The sequence below is a fragment of the Actomonas aquatica genome, assembly GCF_019679435.2.
Classification (GTDB): Bacteria; Verrucomicrobiota; Verrucomicrobiia; order Opitutales; family Opitutaceae; genus Actomonas; species Actomonas aquatica.
The window spans coordinates 86,646-101,943 of sequence record NZ_CP139781.1; the positions used below are offsets into that span (position 1 = coordinate 86,646).

The 15,298-nt window shown below is 62.8% G+C and carries 10 protein-coding genes and 1 tRNA gene; 6 read left to right on the top strand and 5 right to left on the bottom strand.

The genetic code is table 11. The features are described 5' to 3' along the window. Positions 1-26 precede the first annotated feature (26 nt). Positions 27-800 carry an SDR family oxidoreductase gene (locus tag K1X11_RS00375; protein ID WP_221029115.1) on the top strand — a complete coding sequence of 258 codons (774 nt, stop codon included), beginning with the start codon at positions 27-29 and terminating at the stop codon, positions 798-800. 4 nt (positions 801-804) lie between these two features. On the opposite strand, the gene K1X11_RS00380 is transcribed toward K1X11_RS00375, so the two are convergent. Together K1X11_RS00380 and K1X11_RS00385 are read right to left on the bottom strand one after the other, a co-directional pair. Continuing rightward, positions 805-1,815 (bottom strand): Gfo/Idh/MocA family oxidoreductase, encoded by a 1,011-nt coding sequence (locus K1X11_RS00380; RefSeq protein WP_221029114.1) that lies wholly within the window; start codon positions 1,813-1,815, stop codon positions 805-807. A 158-nt stretch (positions 1,816-1,973) separates the two neighbouring features. After that, on the bottom strand, positions 1,974-3,164 hold the full coding sequence (locus K1X11_RS00385; RefSeq protein ID WP_221029113.1) for a Gfo/Idh/MocA family protein: 1,191 nt from the start codon (positions 3,162-3,164) through the stop codon (positions 1,974-1,976). A gap of 266 nt (positions 3,165-3,430) precedes the next feature. Between K1X11_RS00385 and K1X11_RS00390 the strand changes: the two genes are divergently transcribed. Beyond that, positions 3,431-5,470, top strand: a complete 2,040-nt coding sequence (locus K1X11_RS00390; RefSeq protein ID WP_221029112.1) for a sodium:solute symporter family protein — start codon at positions 3,431-3,433, stop codon at positions 5,468-5,470. An 83-nt stretch (positions 5,471-5,553) separates the two neighbouring features. Here K1X11_RS00390 and K1X11_RS00395 read toward each other — a convergent pair whose 3' ends face one another. Continuing rightward, the gene (locus tag K1X11_RS00395) at positions 5,554-6,615 is read right to left on the bottom strand and encodes a LacI family DNA-binding transcriptional regulator (protein WP_221029111.1); all 1,062 of its coding nucleotides are present in this window, start codon (positions 6,613-6,615) and stop codon (positions 5,554-5,556) included. A gap of 113 nt (positions 6,616-6,728) precedes the next feature. Here K1X11_RS00395 and K1X11_RS00400 point away from each other — a divergent pair, with 113 nt between their 5' ends. Then, positions 6,729-8,996, top strand: coding sequence for a TonB-dependent siderophore receptor (locus tag K1X11_RS00400; protein ID WP_221029110.1), 2,268 nt, complete (start codon positions 6,729-6,731; stop codon positions 8,994-8,996). Positions 8,997-9,051: 55 nt separating this feature from the next. Continuing rightward, positions 9,052-10,887 carry a hypothetical protein gene (locus tag K1X11_RS00405; RefSeq protein WP_221029109.1) on the top strand — a complete coding sequence of 612 codons (1,836 nt, stop codon included), beginning with the start codon at positions 9,052-9,054 and terminating at the stop codon, positions 10,885-10,887. A 253-nt stretch (positions 10,888-11,140) separates the two neighbouring features. On the opposite strand, the gene K1X11_RS00410 is transcribed toward K1X11_RS00405, so the two are convergent. Together K1X11_RS00410 and K1X11_RS00415 are read right to left on the bottom strand one after the other, a co-directional pair. Beyond that, positions 11,141-11,216: transfer RNA gene (locus tag K1X11_RS00410), tRNA-Phe, on the bottom strand. A 184-nt stretch (positions 11,217-11,400) separates the two neighbouring features. Continuing rightward, complete coding sequence (locus K1X11_RS00415; RefSeq protein ID WP_221029108.1) at positions 11,401-13,845, bottom strand: DEAD/DEAH box helicase; 2,445 nt, start codon at positions 13,843-13,845, stop codon at positions 11,401-11,403. Positions 13,846-13,953: 108 nt separating this feature from the next. On the opposite strand from K1X11_RS00415, the gene K1X11_RS00420 reads away from it, so the two are divergent. Continuing rightward, positions 13,954-14,514: an RNA polymerase sigma factor gene (locus K1X11_RS00420; RefSeq protein ID WP_221029107.1), complete on the top strand. Its 561-nt coding sequence runs from the start codon at positions 13,954-13,956 to the stop codon at positions 14,512-14,514. Then, positions 14,514-15,293 carry a hypothetical protein gene (locus K1X11_RS00425; protein ID WP_221029106.1) on the top strand — a complete coding sequence of 260 codons (780 nt, stop codon included), beginning with the start codon at positions 14,514-14,516 and terminating at the stop codon, positions 15,291-15,293. Before K1X11_RS00420 ends, K1X11_RS00425 begins: the two co-directional genes overlap by 1 nt. The last annotated feature ends 5 nt before the right edge of the window (positions 15,294-15,298 follow it).

A 15,298-nucleotide genomic window follows, 5' to 3' on the forward strand; every position in this document is an offset into this window, starting at 1 on the left:
GCGGCGGCGAGGGAGGAGGCTGAGGCATGGAAAAAAGCCCCTCTTTGTTTTCCCTGCAGGGCCGTCGTGCGTTGGTGACCGGTTCGGGTCGCGGTCTGGGTTTCAGTTTGGCGCGCGGTTTGGCGCGGGCGGGCGCCGCGGTGGTGCTGAATGATGTGGCGGAGGACCGTTTGGCCGCTGGCGTGGAGCTCCTGCGCGGGGAAGGTGCCGCGGTCGAAGGTTGCCGGTTTGACGTGACCGATCCGCTCGCCGTGCAGCAGGCCATCGCGCAGCTGACCGCCGACGGCGGCGCCATTGATATCCTGGTGAACAACGCCGGCATTCATCGTTACGCGGCGCTCGACACCATGTCGTTGGCGCAATGGAACGATGTGCTGTCGGTCAATCTGACCGGTGCGTTCCTCGTCGCGCAGGCCGTGATCGGTGGCATGAAGCGGCGCGGCGGCGGCAAGATCATCAATATCTGCTCGCTCATGAGTGAAGGCAGCCGGCCGACGACCGGTAACTACACCGCAGCCAAGGGCGGGTTGAAGCTGCTCACCAAGTCCATGGCGGTGGAGTGGGGGGCACATGGCGTGCAGGCCAACGGGATCGGTCCCGGTTACATCCTGAGTGACATGACACGTCATCTCGCCGCGGATCCGCAATTTGACGGTTGGGTGCGAAGCCGGACGCCGGCTGGTCGATGGGGCACGCCGGATGACCTGGTCGGTGCGGCGGTATTCCTGGCCTCGCCTGCCGCGGATTTCGTGAATGGTCATGTGATCTATGTCGATGGCGGTTGGCTGGCCGCGTTGTAGGTGATCAGTCCTGATCCAGCGTGATGCGGCGGTCTTCGTGCAGAGAGCGGGTGGCGGCCGATGCGATACGTTGGGCCGCGATGCCGTCCTCGCAGGTGATGGCCGGGGCATCGCCGGCCCGCAGGCGGTCGACAAAATCCTGCAGCTGAATCAGGTAAGCCTGCGCAAAACGTTCGAGGAAGCCGGGCACGGTGTCGTGGCCGATGTGACCGGCGGACATGATTTGCAACGGGGTCTCACGGTCGTAACCAACCCGCAGGGTGCCATCGCGGCCCACGATCTCGGTGTCGATCGCGTAGCCGTAGACACCGTTGCGGCTGAGGTTCACCTGGCCGAGCATGCCGGAGGCAAACACCAGGCTGGTGAAAGCGTTGTCGACGTCTCCCACTTCGGCCACGGCAGGATCGGCGAGGGCGCCACCGGTGCTGTGCACGCTTTGCACGTCCCCCATAAACCAGCGTGCCAGGTCGAAGTCGTGAATGCCCATGTCGATGAACAAGCCGCCGCTGTTTTCGGGGCGCAGGTAGTCGAGAGGTGGTGGATTCCGATCGCGGGAACTGGATTTAAACACGAGCGGCGCGCCGATCCGGCCGGTGGCGATAGCGCGCTGGGCGGCAGCGTAGCCGGGGTCGAAACGGCGCATGAAAGCCAGGTGGAAAAAGATGCCGTGCTGGTTCACTGCCGCGCGCATGGCTTCACCCTCCGCGAGATCCAGCGAGAGCGGCTTTTCACAAAAGATCGCTTTGCCGGCAGCGGCGGCGGCGAGCACCACCGGATGATGGTAGCGGGTGGGGGTAACGACGACCACAGCGTCGACCTCGGGGTGGGTGACCAGAGACTCAAAATCGGGACAAGCCCGGGCGCCGGTTTCGGCGGCGACCGCAGCGGTCACGTCGGCCTGCACGTCGGTGACGGCCACCAGGCGGGCGTGATGGATTCGGGAAGCAAAATGGCCGGCGTAGATGCGGCCGAGGCGGCCGAGCCCGACGACTCCGATGTTGATGGGGGCATTCATGGGGGGGGGAGGAAACCGTGACCTCGGGGCGAGGTGAAAAGGGGATGCCCCACCGAAAGCGAAGGCCGCGGGGTTCGCGAGGGGGCGAAATTCTAACAGTTAAAATGCAGGGCTGCATGGACCCCGAGCTGGGGCGGAGGCGCAACGAGAAGAGGCGCTCAGACCTCGGGGTGAGAGACGGTGGATTGCGTGGGCAGAGTGGCCCAGGGAGCTCCGACTTGATGCAGGCCGACCCCCTGATGGGCAGCGGTCTGCAATGCCTCACCCAAACCCGGGACGTAGGTGCGGGGGCCATTTTCCTCCTCCTTTTGCACGGTGAAGGCCGCACTGATGGGGGTGGTGGGGATGCTGGCGTGAAGGGCCCAAACGCATTCCACGTGGGTCATGGCAAGATGTGGACCGCAGACGAACGCGTCCTCGCCGCGCCAGTGGGCAATGATGTCGCGGAGCATGACTTCGCGGGTGACTGATTCGGGGTTGGCCTCCTGGTGCCATTCCCCGTCGGCGTTGCTTAGTTTGGCGAAGCGATCCTGTTGCCACTCCGCCACGCCCTCGCTGCCTTCCAGGCGCAAGGAAGGACGAATCAGGTCCTTGGCGCTATGGGTCCCGTAGAAATCCATGCGGGGACGGTTGGGATGGGTGAAACTGAAGATGGCGGTGTCATACATCTCGATGTCTTGGGCGCGATAGAGCTCCCCGCCGAGTTGCCAGCCCTCGAGCGATTCGCAGTCGCAGAGGTGCAGCATGAGCATGACGAAGTGGGACATGGCGTTGTTGACCGGCGAATCCAGCACCCATTTGTCCTGAGATTTGCAGCGCCCGGCCCAGGTGTTGCGTTGGTAGTAGGCGTGGGGACGCGGCCACGCGCCGATGATGGTGGCGCGCTGCAGGGTGCCGATGGCACCGCCCTGCAGGTGTTTGCGCAGGGCCCGGACTTCGGGGGCGTGAAGGTATTGAAAGCCGATGGTGAGCTTGCGATCGCAGTCCAGCGCGGTTTGGGCGAGGCGCCGGGCCTCGGCCAGGGAACCGGTGAGCGGTTTCTCCAAGAGCACGTGCATGCCGGCGCGCAGGAGGGCTTCGGCCATCGGCGCGTGCAGATGGATAGGGGTAGGCACCACCGCGAGATCGATCGCCAGCTGGGGTTGCGCGGCCAACAACTGCTCGATCGAAGCGAAACGCTTGCATCCGAGGTCAGCCAACTGGCCCTGGGTTTCGGGGTTGAAGTCCTGAGGCAAAACCACGGCCGCAGCGAGCGTGAGCTCCCCCCGGCGATGAAAGTCCATCAGGTGGGCGAGGTGCACGCGGCCGTAGCCGCCGATGCCAACAATGGCGACGCGGGGGCCTTTCATCGGAGTTGGGTAAGGAGGGGGTGGGCACGGGTATCGCGGGTGACTGCGGATACGTTTGGAAGGGCCCGAAGGGAGAAAAGTGGGGGTTTCAGCTGGGGCATTGTCGAGATCGCAATCAACCCCGCAGCGAGCCACAACCCACTTGGTAAATTAACGGTTAGATCCCGCCGGCGGTTGCGAGTGCGCAGGTCCTGGATATCTCGATGGTTTCCCCGGCCGTCCGGCCTCGCGTCATCCCTCGCGTAACCCCACCCCAAGCTTTCTTTATGAACGGAATCCACTTCCTCGATATCCTCGTTTTCATCGCCTACATGGTGGTGGTCATTTACCTCGGTCGGCGCAGCAGCCACGGCAACACGAGCAATCAGGAAGGGTATTTTTTGGCGGGGCGGAAGCTGGGCAAAGTGTATCAGTTTTTCCTCAACTTCGGCAACGCGACCGACGCCAATGGCGCGGTGAGTGCGGCGAGCATGGTGTATCAGCAAGGTGTGTCGGGCGTGTGGCTGGGGTTTCAGCTCATTTTTCTCAATCCGTATTATTGGTTCATGAACACGTGGTTCCGCCGCGTGCGATTGGTGACCACGGCGGACCTCTTTGAAGACCGACTGGGGAGCCGGAAACTGGCTTCGTTCTACGCCGTGTTTCAGAGCCTCGCGGCGATGTTTGTGGTGATCGGTTTCGGCAATCTGGTGACCTACAAAATCTGTGCCGCGCTGGTGACCAAGCCGGAGGTGCAGTGGACGGTGGAGGAGCGTTCGGCGGTGGAGGGGCATGCCGCGTTGCATCAGTTGGAAATGAGGTTGGCCGAAGGGCCGCTCGGTGAAACGGAGGCGGTGGAATTGGCGATGTTGCGGGAGAGGGATGCCCGCGGGGAACTGCGCAGTTTCGTGACCGCGTTGCAGCCATTTAGTTTTTATCTTTGTTACACCTTGGTTGTAGGCATCTACGTCGTGGCGGGAGGCATGGCGGCGACCGCGATGAACGAGGTCCTGCAAAGTATCATCATCGTGGCGTTTTCAGTGATTCTGGTGCCGGCGGGATTGGTGGCGATTGGTGGATTCGATGCGCTGCGGGACAGGGTGCCGGCCAATATGTTTGAGTTGGTGGGGAGTAATGCAGACCTGCAGCAGATTACAGGCCTGTCGCTGTTTGCGCTCTTCCTCGTCGCGATCATTCAAATCAACGGCATCATCGGAAACATGGGGATCAGCGGTTCGGCCAAGAACGAATACGCCGCGCGCCTGGGGGCAGTGACGGGAACCTACGCCAAGCGTCTGATGTTCATCCTGTGGGCCTTTGCGGGGCTGATCGCCGTGGCGATGTTCTCGGGCGCAGATACTCTGGCGGATCCGGATCTGGCTTGGGGCACGATGTCTCGCCAATTGCTTGGCCCGGGTATGTTGGGGCTGATGATCACCGGTGTGTTGGCGGCAAACATGTCGACGGTTGCCGCGCAGACCGTGGCGGTGTCGGCCTTGATTGTCCGCAATGTTTATCATCCGTTCTTCCCCAATACGACGCAGCAGGGAGCGGTGCGATTGGGGCGGATCATGGTCGTGCTGGCATTGGCCGTGGGCGTGGTGGCGGCGATGATGATGGACAGTGTTTTCTCCGCGCTGCTGTTGGTGCAGACGGTGAGTGTGCCGTTTGGCGCCGTGGTCATGTTGATGTTCTTTTGGCGCCGACTCACCTGCGTGGGCGTGTGGGCGGGGCTCTTGCTCGCCATCGGGCTCAATGTCGTCGGCCCACTCTTCCTTTCGCAGCTTGATTCCATTCGTTCACACCCCGCGTTGACGGTGCGGGCGGAGGATTCGATGGGGCGTCCTCAGCCGATTTATTTTGAGTCGGTGGAGCGCCCAGTCGGCCGGGAGCTCGATGGGGATCTGGAGGGCAAGGGGCGCTTCCATCTGGAATTGGTCATCGTGAATGCGATCGGCTTCGATGTGGAAAAGATGAGTTCCAGCGGACGCTTTGCGGCGCGCTTTTTCTTCAATGCGATATCGCCGTTTATCTTCCTGATCGCAGTGAGTCTCCTGACCCGTCCGCCGGAGAAGTCCCGGGTGGATCAGTTTTTCGGTCGGATGAAGACACCGGTCGGCGCGACGGCGCAGGAAGAGGACGAGGCCTTGGCCGCGACGCAACGGGATCCCCATCGTTTTGATGACCAGAAACTGTTCCCGAAATCCTCGTGGGAATTCACCAAGTGGAATCGCGTCGATACCATTGGTTTTGTGGTCTGCTGCGCCGTCTCCGGAGCCATCATCTGGTTGTTCCAGATCCTGCTCGATCTGGCGGCGGGAGCCTGAGCGTGAGGATGGGGCAGAGTGCTGATCCGCGCCCGCAGATGCAGGCCGTGGCGAGGCGCAACTGAACTGCACGTGGAGGGGGCTCAGGTCTTCTTTTTGGTGCGAGAAGCACGGGGCTTGCGCTCCGGTCGGATGGTCGGACCGTCCGACCAAATGGCGTCGACCGAGATCGACTTGGGATAGCGTGGTATCCCATGCTCGCGACGATGCAGCATGGCGACGACGGACTCGACGGCGGTCGCACCCAGGAGGTGCGGGCGCAGGTCCAAACCAGCGCAAGGATCGGAGCGTTCTGTGGTGTTAATGCGAAAGAATCCCACGTCTTCGGGCACGCTGATTTTCAACGCCCGCAACCAATCGATCACGACCTGCCCGTGACCCACGATAACGTCGGGTCGGTAGCGCCGAAACCAGCGGGTGAAGGTGCCTTTATGCAAGGTTTCGGCGATGAGTGGCGGCACGGGAGGGCCCTTGGGTTTTTCGCGAAACTGGGAAAGAAAACCCGCGCTCCATTTATGATCGACGCGGCTGTCCTTGCGGGCCTCGAGACAGAGACCGATGCGCCGGTAACCATGCGCGGTCAACTGTGCCACCGCGTGATGCATGGAGAGGTAGTGATCAGGTTGGACAGTGTGCAGACTGGGGTTACTGAGGCGGTGATCCATGCCCACCGCGGCGATCTGCGAAAAGTCGAAGCGCGAGAAGTCCTGCCGTTGATCAAAAGGCAGAAAAATCACGCCGGGAATGCCGCGGGCAAACAGCACGTTGTTGAGGCGGGTAACGGAAAGCGCCGGGGCGGTGCGACCGACCCAAAAAAGCTCGGTGCGAAAGCCCAGTTCCTGGGCGCGTTTGGTCGCGCCCCGCACGACCTCCTGGTGAAACAACATCAACTCCGTGCGGTCGTCGATGGCGACATCCACCAAGCCGATGGTGCCGTTGAAGCCGAGGTGTCGGCTGCGGCGCAACGCCGAGAAAGTCGCGCCCAACAGCGGGTTGCGTTCATAGCCGGCTTCCCGGGCGGCACGCTGCACGCGTTCGCGGGTTTCAGGCTTCACGCGTTCACTGTCGCGGAGGGCTTCGGAGATGGTGGCGGTGGAGAGTCCCAGCTGCGAGGCGAGGCTGCGAATGGTGGCGGGGCGGGGCATAATTTAACCGTTAGAAAACAAATCCTTCGCTAGCTCGCAAGTCTTCAGCCCCACTGCAGCCATCGAATCCCCAGCGAAGGATTCATCACCCCTAACCCTAGACATTACCCCTTATGAAATTGATCTCTCCCATCCTGCGGGGGGTCGCGGTCTTGGCAGTGCTGCCCGCCGCGTTTTCGCAGACCACTGAAGAGGATAACGACGTGATCGAGTTGGCGGAATTCACCGTCGATGCCGATCTGGCAACCGGATATCGTGCGACCACTTCACTGACCGCCACAGGCATCGGTGCCAAGATCATGGATACGCCCATAGCCATCAATGTGCTGACGGAAGACTTCATGAAGGACACCGCCACCACGGAGCTGCGTGAGGCGCTGCAATTCGTGCCGGGCGTGGGCACTTCTCCGCGCAATGAGTCGGAGTTCACCCTGCGCGGGTTCTCCGGCAATATCTCCTATCGCAATGGTCAGTATCGACGTCAGAACTACACCTCTTGGAACGCCCAGCGGGTGGAGGTGCTGAAGGGACCGGCGGCGATTTTCTTCGGCACGGTGCGTCCCGGCGGTGCCATCAACTACGTGACCACTCGACCGAAACTCGGTGAATCCTTCACCGACGTGCAGGCCGCCGTGGGCTCGGAAGACTACTACAAGGCCGGCTTTTTCACCAATGTGCCCGTGGGCGACAATCTGGCGTTCCGGTTTGGTGCCGGTGGCTTGGATTCCCTGGGCAAGGCGATGTTCGACTATCGCAAGGAGAGCTATTTGGGCGCCTCGATGCTGTGGGCGATCACGCCGAACCAGCAGTTGATTGTCGATTTGGAAACCGTTCATCGGAACAACTATATGCAAAGCAGCCGCGGGTATGCGGTGTCGCATTCCGACTACCTCTTCAACCCGGCGGTGCCAGCGGGCATGACGGTTCGTGCCTGGCTCGACAGTCAGGGCCGCACGGATGAGCCGACCTACAACATCTATGCGCCGATTTTTGGGGCGGATGATCCCTACGGGCGCTTCTACGGCTACTCAGAGGACAGTTTTGAGAAGTTCATCTCCCGCACGGTTGACGTCGAATACCTGGCCCGCATCGGCGACAGCCTGGTCTGGCAAACGCAGTTGAACTACGGCTACGACGAGCAGCCGGGCATGCGTAGTAATTATGGTGATACGACTCCGTTTGCGGACGGCACGGTGAACCTTGCCTTCGAGCGTTGGAACAACATCCGCGACTCCTACAACGCCAAAACCAAGCTGACTTGGCGCTATCACCTCGGCGAAACCAGCCACACCCTGCAGGCCGGTTACGAGTTTCAGGATGTGATCTTCAACAAGCCCGGTTACTACGATCCCGCTTCGCAACGCTACAACGGTTCCCTGCGCGGAGTGGACATCATCGGATTTGATCCGAGCAGCGATCCGCAGCCCAGCGGCGAGGCGACGATTCAAGCCAGCGGCCAGACCTTCGACATCACCCGCAAGATCACCGAGACCAACGAGGCCTACTTCATCGTCAACCAGAGCCGCTTCTTTGACGAGCGTCTGCACGCGCTCTACGGGGCGCGCAACAACATGCTCTCGCGTAAGGTGGCCTACACCCGTCCGGTCACGAATGCCGACAGTGGACTGGGTTCACCGGAAGGTTGGACGCCGCAATACGGCGCGCTCTTCAAGCCGCGGCCCGACCTGTCTTTCTTCGCGGTTTACAGTGAGTCGATTGAGCCCAACTACGCCATCGATGCCGACGGTAACACCGCTCTGCCGATCGAGACCGAAGGCATGGATTTTGGGATCAAGTCCGAGTTGTTGGACGGTCGTCTGGCCGGCACCTTCACCTATTACACCCTGGACCGCGGCAACGTCGCCGCTCGTGACACCGATCGGGAAATCGCGACCGGCAACAGCCCCTACTATATCTTCGGTAACACCAGCAGCTCGGAGGGCATCGAATTGGAGCTGAACATGGCGCCGACGGATAACCTGCAGTTGGTCTTCGGCTGGTCCCACATGTTCGAAGCCGAAGTGACCGAGTCGACCGACCCGGCCCGTATCGGTCAGGCCCTCAATTACACTCCCGACGACAAGGTCAGTGTGTGGAGCCGCTACAGTTTCGACACGGGTTCGCTGAAGGGACTGACGGTCGGCTTGGGTGGGCGTTATTCGGCCGCCGCCCGCATGACCGGAGATCCCAATCGAGTGATGGTGGAACCCTCCTTCTACGTCATGGATCTGATGTTGAGCTACAACCCGAAGATCTTCGGCCAGGAGGTGCGCACCCAACTCAACGTGAAGAACCTCTTCGACAACGATTATCGGGAAGGGCCGCAGGGCATGTTTGGTCCGCCCCGCAGCATCATCCTGAGCATGTCCACGCGCTTCTGAGCCACCACCCGTCAAAGCGAGTAGCCCCTCCTCCCAACCCCTCGATAGTATCCTCATGACTGGTCTCCGCATCCCCCGATGGTTCCTTCCATTCATCGTCCTCTCTGTCTGGTTTGGCGCGGCCACGGCCGGTCGCGCCCAGAGTGGCGAAGATGTGCTTCGGCAACTCACTGCTGCGAACGATGCACTCATTGATTCGCTGCTGGAGCGCGAACCAATTGCTCGGTTCGGGGGACCCCGGGGGCACGGCGCGGAGATCATGATCGTGGCGGCGGCGCACGCCAATCCGCGTTCCCGCCACCATCATGCGGCGGCCCTGTTGCCGCTTTTGGAGCGCAACATCGCCGCGTTGGCGTCCACTCAGAATCCCAGCGGATTGTGGGATGGGGGGAACATCGATTCGCCGCCGGACTCCGCCTTCGTGCTGAAGACCTTGGCCAAGGGACAGTGGTTTCTGGTCGAGGATCAGCAGGCGTCGACCGCGGATGTGCGCCGAGCATTGGCCTCCGTCATCACCCACGCCGCCGACGGCGTGCGGGCGGGGGGCGTGCATACGCCCAACCATCGCTGGGCCATCTGTGCGGCTCTGGCGCACGTAAATGCCGTGGTGCCGGATCCCCGGAACATCGACCGCATCGACCAGTGGTTGGCCGAGGGGATCGACGTGGACGCCGACGGCTTGTGGGCGGAGCGCAGCTCGAACTACACCTCCGATGTCAACAACCCCGCCATCCTCGAGGTGGCGCTGCTCCTGGATCGTCCGGAACTGCTCGAACCCATCCGTCGCAGCCTCGAGGCCCGGTATTACTTCTTCGAGCCGAACGGCGAAGTCGACACGGTGGCCTCTCGCCGGCAGGACCAACGTCCGGGCTCGATCAAGCACGTGTGGGAATATTATTTCCCCTACCGCTACCTGGCGGTGCACGATCAGAACGGTCGCTATGCCGCCGTCGCACGTTGGATCGAGCAGGACTTCATGGAGGACATCGGACAACAAGCGACCAACATGAGCTCGCCGCTGACGGTCATGCTCATGTTTCCCCGCATGCAACAGCCGATGCCGCCGACGGAGGCGTGGCCGGAGTCGTTTGACCACGTCTACGAGCACAACTCGATTGCTCGTATCCGGCGTGGTGATACGACAGCGACCGTCTTTGGCGGCAGCGACTGGTATGCCGGTTATGGGCACGGTTCCGGACTCTCCACCAATCCGACCTTCTTCAAAATGCGAAAGGGGGAGGTCATCCTGGAATCCGTGCGCATGGCGCCGCGGTTCTTCTCCACCGGCTTTTTCTACAGTCAAGGGCTGGAAGTCGAAGGCGACCGCTACGTGCTGTCGCAGGAGCTGCCGGTGCCCTATCATCTGCCGATGCCGGCCGAGAAGCGTAACGCCGACGGCCAGTATAAGCTCGAGCCCGACATGGGCACGGAGGGGCTCCTTGGTCGGTATTTCAGCAAAATGGGTTTTGCGGATCGTCCCACCCACGCGGTCACGCTGAACAGCAAGGTGACCGTCGAGGAAACGGACGGTGAGTTTGCCTTGGCGATTGAGGTGGAAGGGCCGCCCGACCTGCCGGTAACGATCGAACTGGCCTTCCGGCCCGGCGGTGAATTCACGGGCGTGGAGCCGGGAGACGGACCGCGCAGCTGGTATTCGCGCAATCGAGAGGACACCGAACCCACCAAAGGCGTCTATAACTTGAAGGAAGGCACGGCCAGCTACACGGTGGGAGACGATCGGTTGGAATTTGGTCCCGGCACGTTTACGCAGCCGCCGCATCGTTTGGAGGGGGAAACCGTGACTTGGATGGGCGGGCGCATCGAGTCGGTTGGTGATAAAGTTTACCTCACCGGCAAGACACCGTTTCGCCATGTGATTCGGTTCAGGTAGGTTGAGGGCCCCGGAGGTGGCGGGTAACCGCCTCCGGGGTCTGTTCTGCGGGGGGGGGCGCGGAGGGGCGAAGAGGCGGCGAGGCTGGCGTGGACGAAAGTAAATCGCTAGGGACGTGAATAGGCGCGAAGCGGAGTGTGGAAACCGGCGAGACTGGGGCCGACATGCCCTGGAACGCGATCGCTCGAAGCGACGGATAGCGCGCGTCATCGCTCAGTGCGGCTAAACCACAACCCTAATTTGGTCCTTAAAGTGGTGGCGAGACCCGGAATCGAACCGGGGACACGCGCATTTTCAGTGCGCTGCTCTACCAACTGAGCTATCTCGCCGTCAGAGGAGGGAGGAGAGCACCGTTTCAACGGCAGGTCGTCAACAGGTTTTTGTGGAAGAAAATCTGTTGGGGCAGTGCGACGCTCACCGGGACGTGGCCGCGGCATCTTGCCGCGGTGCTTTCGGGCGGGGCGCGCCGAGGCTGGAAGCCTCGGCCACGGGCGGGGCGTCGGCGGTTCTGGCTTATTTCAGGAGGTCGCGGAGGTCGGCGAGTTCGAGTTTGGCGGCGGCGGCGTCGCTGGCTTCGAAAACATCGGCGAGTAGGGCGCGCTTCTGCTCCTGCAGGCCGAGGACCTTTTCCTCCACGGTGTTGCTGCAGATGAGCTTGTAGCTGGTGACCACCCGGTCCTGGCCGATGCGGTGGGCGCGGTCCGTGGCCTGGGCCTCAACCGCCGGATTCCACCACGGATCAAAGTGGATGACAGTGTCGGCGCCGGTGAGGTTGAGACCGGTGCCGCCGGCTTTGAGGGAGAGAAAGAACACCGGAATGCTGTCGTCGCTCTGGAAGGCGTCGACGGCGGCCTGGCGCTGTTTGGGGTTCATGGCGCCGTCGAGGTAGGCGTAGGGCACCTCGGTGGCGTCCAACTCGGCGCGCAGCAGGGCCAGCAGCGAGGTGAATTGGGAGAACACGAGCACGCGGTGGCCTTCGTCGACGATCTCGTCGAGCAACTCGCGGAAGGCAGCCAGTTTGGCCGACCATTCGGGCGGGGCTTCCTTTTGCACGAGGCGTGGGTCGCAGCAGGTTTGTCGCAGGCGGAGGAGTTGGGTGAGGGTGGCGAGGCGCAGGGCGTTTTGGGAGGCGCCGGAAGCTTCGAGGTCGAAGAGGGCGCGTTCGCTGTCCTCGTGGGTGCGGCGGTAGAGCGCGGCCTGTTCGGGGCTGAGGTCGCAATACACCACCTGCTCGATCTTGGGTGGAAGCTCGGGGGCGACGGCGGTTTTGGTGCGGCGCAGGATGTAGGGGGCGGTCTGCGTGCGCAGGCGGTCGTCATACCAGCGGCGGTCGTCGCCGCGGGTGCCGGTGGGGATGGGTTTGAGGAAGCCGGGCAGCAGGAATTCGAAGAGGGAGCGCAGGTCTTCGAGAGAGTTTTCCAGCGGCGTGCCGGTGAGCAGAAAACGGCTGGAGGCGTCGAGGGCGCGCAGGGCCTTGGCGTTGCGGGTGCGGCGGTTTTTGATGTGTTGGGCCTCGTCGGCGATGACCGTGCACCAACGGTTTTGGGCGAAGATGGCGCGGTCGTTGGCAAGGGTGCCGTAGGAGGTGATGATCAGATCGTGCGCGGCGGCGTCGGTCGCGGTGTTGAGGCGCGAATTGGCGTGGTGCACAAAGACGCGCAGGTTGGGCACAAACCGGGCGGCCTCGCGGCGCCAGTTTTCAACCAATGACGCTGGTGCGATGATCAACGTCGGGGACGGGGCATCAGAAGTTGGGATTTGGGATTTAGGATTTAGGATTTTCGCGGAGCGGAGCGACGCGACCAACGCAAGGGCTTGGAGGGTTTTACCGAGGCCCATTTCGTCGGCGAGGATGCCGCCGAGCTCGTGGTGGTGGAGGTAGTGGAGCCAGGCGACGCCGAGTTTTTGGTAGGGGCGCAGGATGGATTCGAGCGCGGTTGGCAGGGGCGCGGGGCGGAGGGTGGAGAGGTCGCGCAGGGCGGAGCTGAGCTGACGCCAGGCGGCGGGGGATTTAAAGCCGGGGGCGAGGTCTTCGAGCAGGTCGTCGACCTCGGCGGCGCGGCTGGCGGGAATGTGGTGGGTCTGGCGGGTGCCGCCGATGGCGGTCTGGTCGCCGGCGAGCGCGCTTTGCACGGCGCCGACGCGGCGGGCGGCGGCTTGGTCGATGAGGTAGATCTTGTCGCCAGCTTCGACGTATCCGCGACTGCTGGTGAGGGCGCTGGCGATGGCGGCGGGCGGAGCGTCGCCGGCGCGCAGGCCGACGGTGACCTCAAAACCGTCCTCGGCGGCGCGGATGGAGGTCTCGACGTCGGCCAGGACGATGTTGGCGGTGTTGCGCTCGAAATTGGGGGTGAACTCGGCCTGGAAGTCCTCGCGCAGGGTGTCGAGGTGGGTGGAGAGGAAGGCGAGGGTCTTGTGGCGGTCGCGCAGCCACCACTTGCGGTTGGAGGGCTCGAGACGGAAGCCGTGGTCCTTCAGCAACTCGAGGGCGGAGCCGTAGGCGTGGGATTCGCGGGACGGCAGGGTGATGGCGAGGAAATGTTGGGAACCGTCGACCGTGAGCGGGACGAGGTCCCGCTCACGGGGGATTTTTGATTTTTGATTCTCGATTTTGGATTGCTGGGGCGCGGCGGGTGGTGGCTTCGGTGCCTCCGGTTGCTTTAAAGACTCCGAGACGCCGCGGAGGAGGGGGCCGACCCAGAGCAGGGTTTTTTGGGGGGCGTTGACGAAGGCGAAGACAGGTTGGCCGCGCAGGAGGTTGACCAGTTCGCTGAGTTGGGCGCGGGTGAGCTGGAGGAAGAGCACGGGCGCGGGGGCGGCGCCCATGCGTTGCAGGGCGGCGAGGGCGGGCAAGAGTTCCGGGGCGGGCGGGCGGCTCAAGTCGACCTCGACCTTGAGCGCGATGGCGTCGCGGGGGGCGGAGTTGGCGAGATTGGGCGGCAGGAGGAGTCGGATCATGCGGGCGGGGGACCGTGGGGCGTGGCGGGAGAAAGAGAAAGATAAAGAGATGGAGAAAGAATTCTTGGTTGGGAATAGGACCGGGCGGGGCATGCTCTTAGTGGCTGCATGAGTCACGATGTCTTTAACCAGCTGGTGGATACGCACTATACCCCGCTCTATCGGTTTGCGCTGAGTTTGGCGCGACGGGAGGCGGATGCGTGCGATCTGGTGCAGCAAACCTTCTTTATCTGGGCCAAAAGCGGGCACCAGTTGCGAGAGGTGTCGAAGGCCAAGACCTGGCTCTTCACCACGCTCTACCGGGAGTTTTTGCGCGGGCGGCGGCGCGATCAGCGTTCGCAGTCGATCGAAGACCTGCCGCCGGCAGAGCAGGAGTTGCCGGCCGAGACCATCGATCAGGCGCGTTCGATGGATGGTCAACAGGTCGTCGAGGCGCTGCAGGAGGTGGACGAAGTGTTCCGCGCGCCGCTCACCTTGTTTTACCTGGAGGATTTGAGTTACCAGGAGATCGCGGAGACGTTGGACGTGCCGATCGGCACGGTGATGTCGCGCCTGTCGCGCGGCAAAGCGCAGTTGCGCAAGTTGTTGGCTCGCAAGGAAGCGGGTGGCAGCGGCGAGAACGGCGGGATTGTTGAATTTCCAAAAACCAAGAGTGGAGGGACCCACTGATGACGAACGAAGAAGCAAAATTCCTACTGCAAGGTTATCGGCCCAATGGTCGTGACGCCGAGGATCCGGCGCTGGCGGAGGCACTGGCCCGCGCGGAGCGTGATCCGGCGCTGCGCAACTGGTTTGAGCGCGAACAGGCGTTTGACGCGGTGATCGCGGGCAAACTGCGCGAAGTCGCGCCGCCGGCCGGGTTGCGCGAGTCGATTCTCGCCGGCACGCGTCTGAGCGAGCAACCGGTCGCCGAGCCGGCCCGCCGCTCGCAGGCGTGGTGGCGCAGCGGCTGGGGCGTGATGTTGGCCGCGGCGGCGGCGGTCGCCATGATGGTGACGCTGGCGCTCAACCCGTCGGCTGATGGCCCGGTGGTCGCATCGCTGCCGCGGGCGGAGCTGTTGTTAAAAACCTCGCTGGCCGACTATCGGGGGGCACATCCGGCGACGCCGCATGCCGATGAACTCGGCACCTTTGGGGCTTGGTTGGAAGCCGACGGCAATACGCTGGCGACGCAGGTGATGCCGGTGGATATGGAGGAACTGCGCCGGTTGGGCTGCCGGGCGATCGAGGTCTCCGGCATGGAGATGTTTGAGATCTGCTTCGTGCGCAACGGCGAGTGGTATCACCTCTACATCGCGCCGCGAGACGGCTTCGACCCGGACTCGCTGCACGAAGAGCCCATGTTTCATGAGCAGGGCCAGTTCGTGGCGGCGTCGTGGTCGGACAAAGACTACGTCTACCTCGTTTCCAGCACTTCCGGTAAAGACGCCCTGCAGGCGCTTCTCTGATTCCG

Excerpts from the sequence above, each read along its gene's own strand:
- K1X11_RS00375 (WP_221029115.1), top strand. The coding sequence starts at position 27 with ATGGAAAAAAGCCCCTCTTTGTTTTCCCTGCAGGGCCGTCGTGCGTTG.
- K1X11_RS00380 (WP_221029114.1), bottom strand. The coding sequence starts at position 1,815 with ATGAATGCCCCCATCAACATCGGAGTCGTCGGGCTCGGCCGCCTCGGC.
- K1X11_RS00385 (WP_221029113.1), bottom strand. The coding sequence starts at position 3,164 with ATGAAAGGCCCCCGCGTCGCCATTGTTGGCATCGGCGGCTACGGCCGC.
- K1X11_RS00390 (WP_221029112.1), top strand. The coding sequence starts at position 3,431 with ATGAACGGAATCCACTTCCTCGATATCCTCGTTTTCATCGCCTACATG.
- K1X11_RS00395 (WP_221029111.1), bottom strand. The coding sequence starts at position 6,615 with ATGCCCCGCCCCGCCACCATTCGCAGCCTCGCCTCGCAGCTGGGACTC.
- K1X11_RS00400 (WP_221029110.1), top strand. The coding sequence starts at position 6,729 with ATGAAATTGATCTCTCCCATCCTGCGGGGGGTCGCGGTCTTGGCAGTG.
- K1X11_RS00405 (WP_221029109.1), top strand. The coding sequence starts at position 9,052 with ATGACTGGTCTCCGCATCCCCCGATGGTTCCTTCCATTCATCGTCCTC.
- K1X11_RS00415 (WP_221029108.1), bottom strand. The coding sequence starts at position 13,845 with ATGATCCGACTCCTCCTGCCGCCCAATCTCGCCAACTCCGCCCCCCGC.
- K1X11_RS00420 (WP_221029107.1), top strand. The coding sequence starts at position 13,954 with ATGAGTCACGATGTCTTTAACCAGCTGGTGGATACGCACTATACCCCG.
- K1X11_RS00425 (WP_221029106.1), top strand. The coding sequence starts at position 14,514 with ATGACGAACGAAGAAGCAAAATTCCTACTGCAAGGTTATCGGCCCAAT.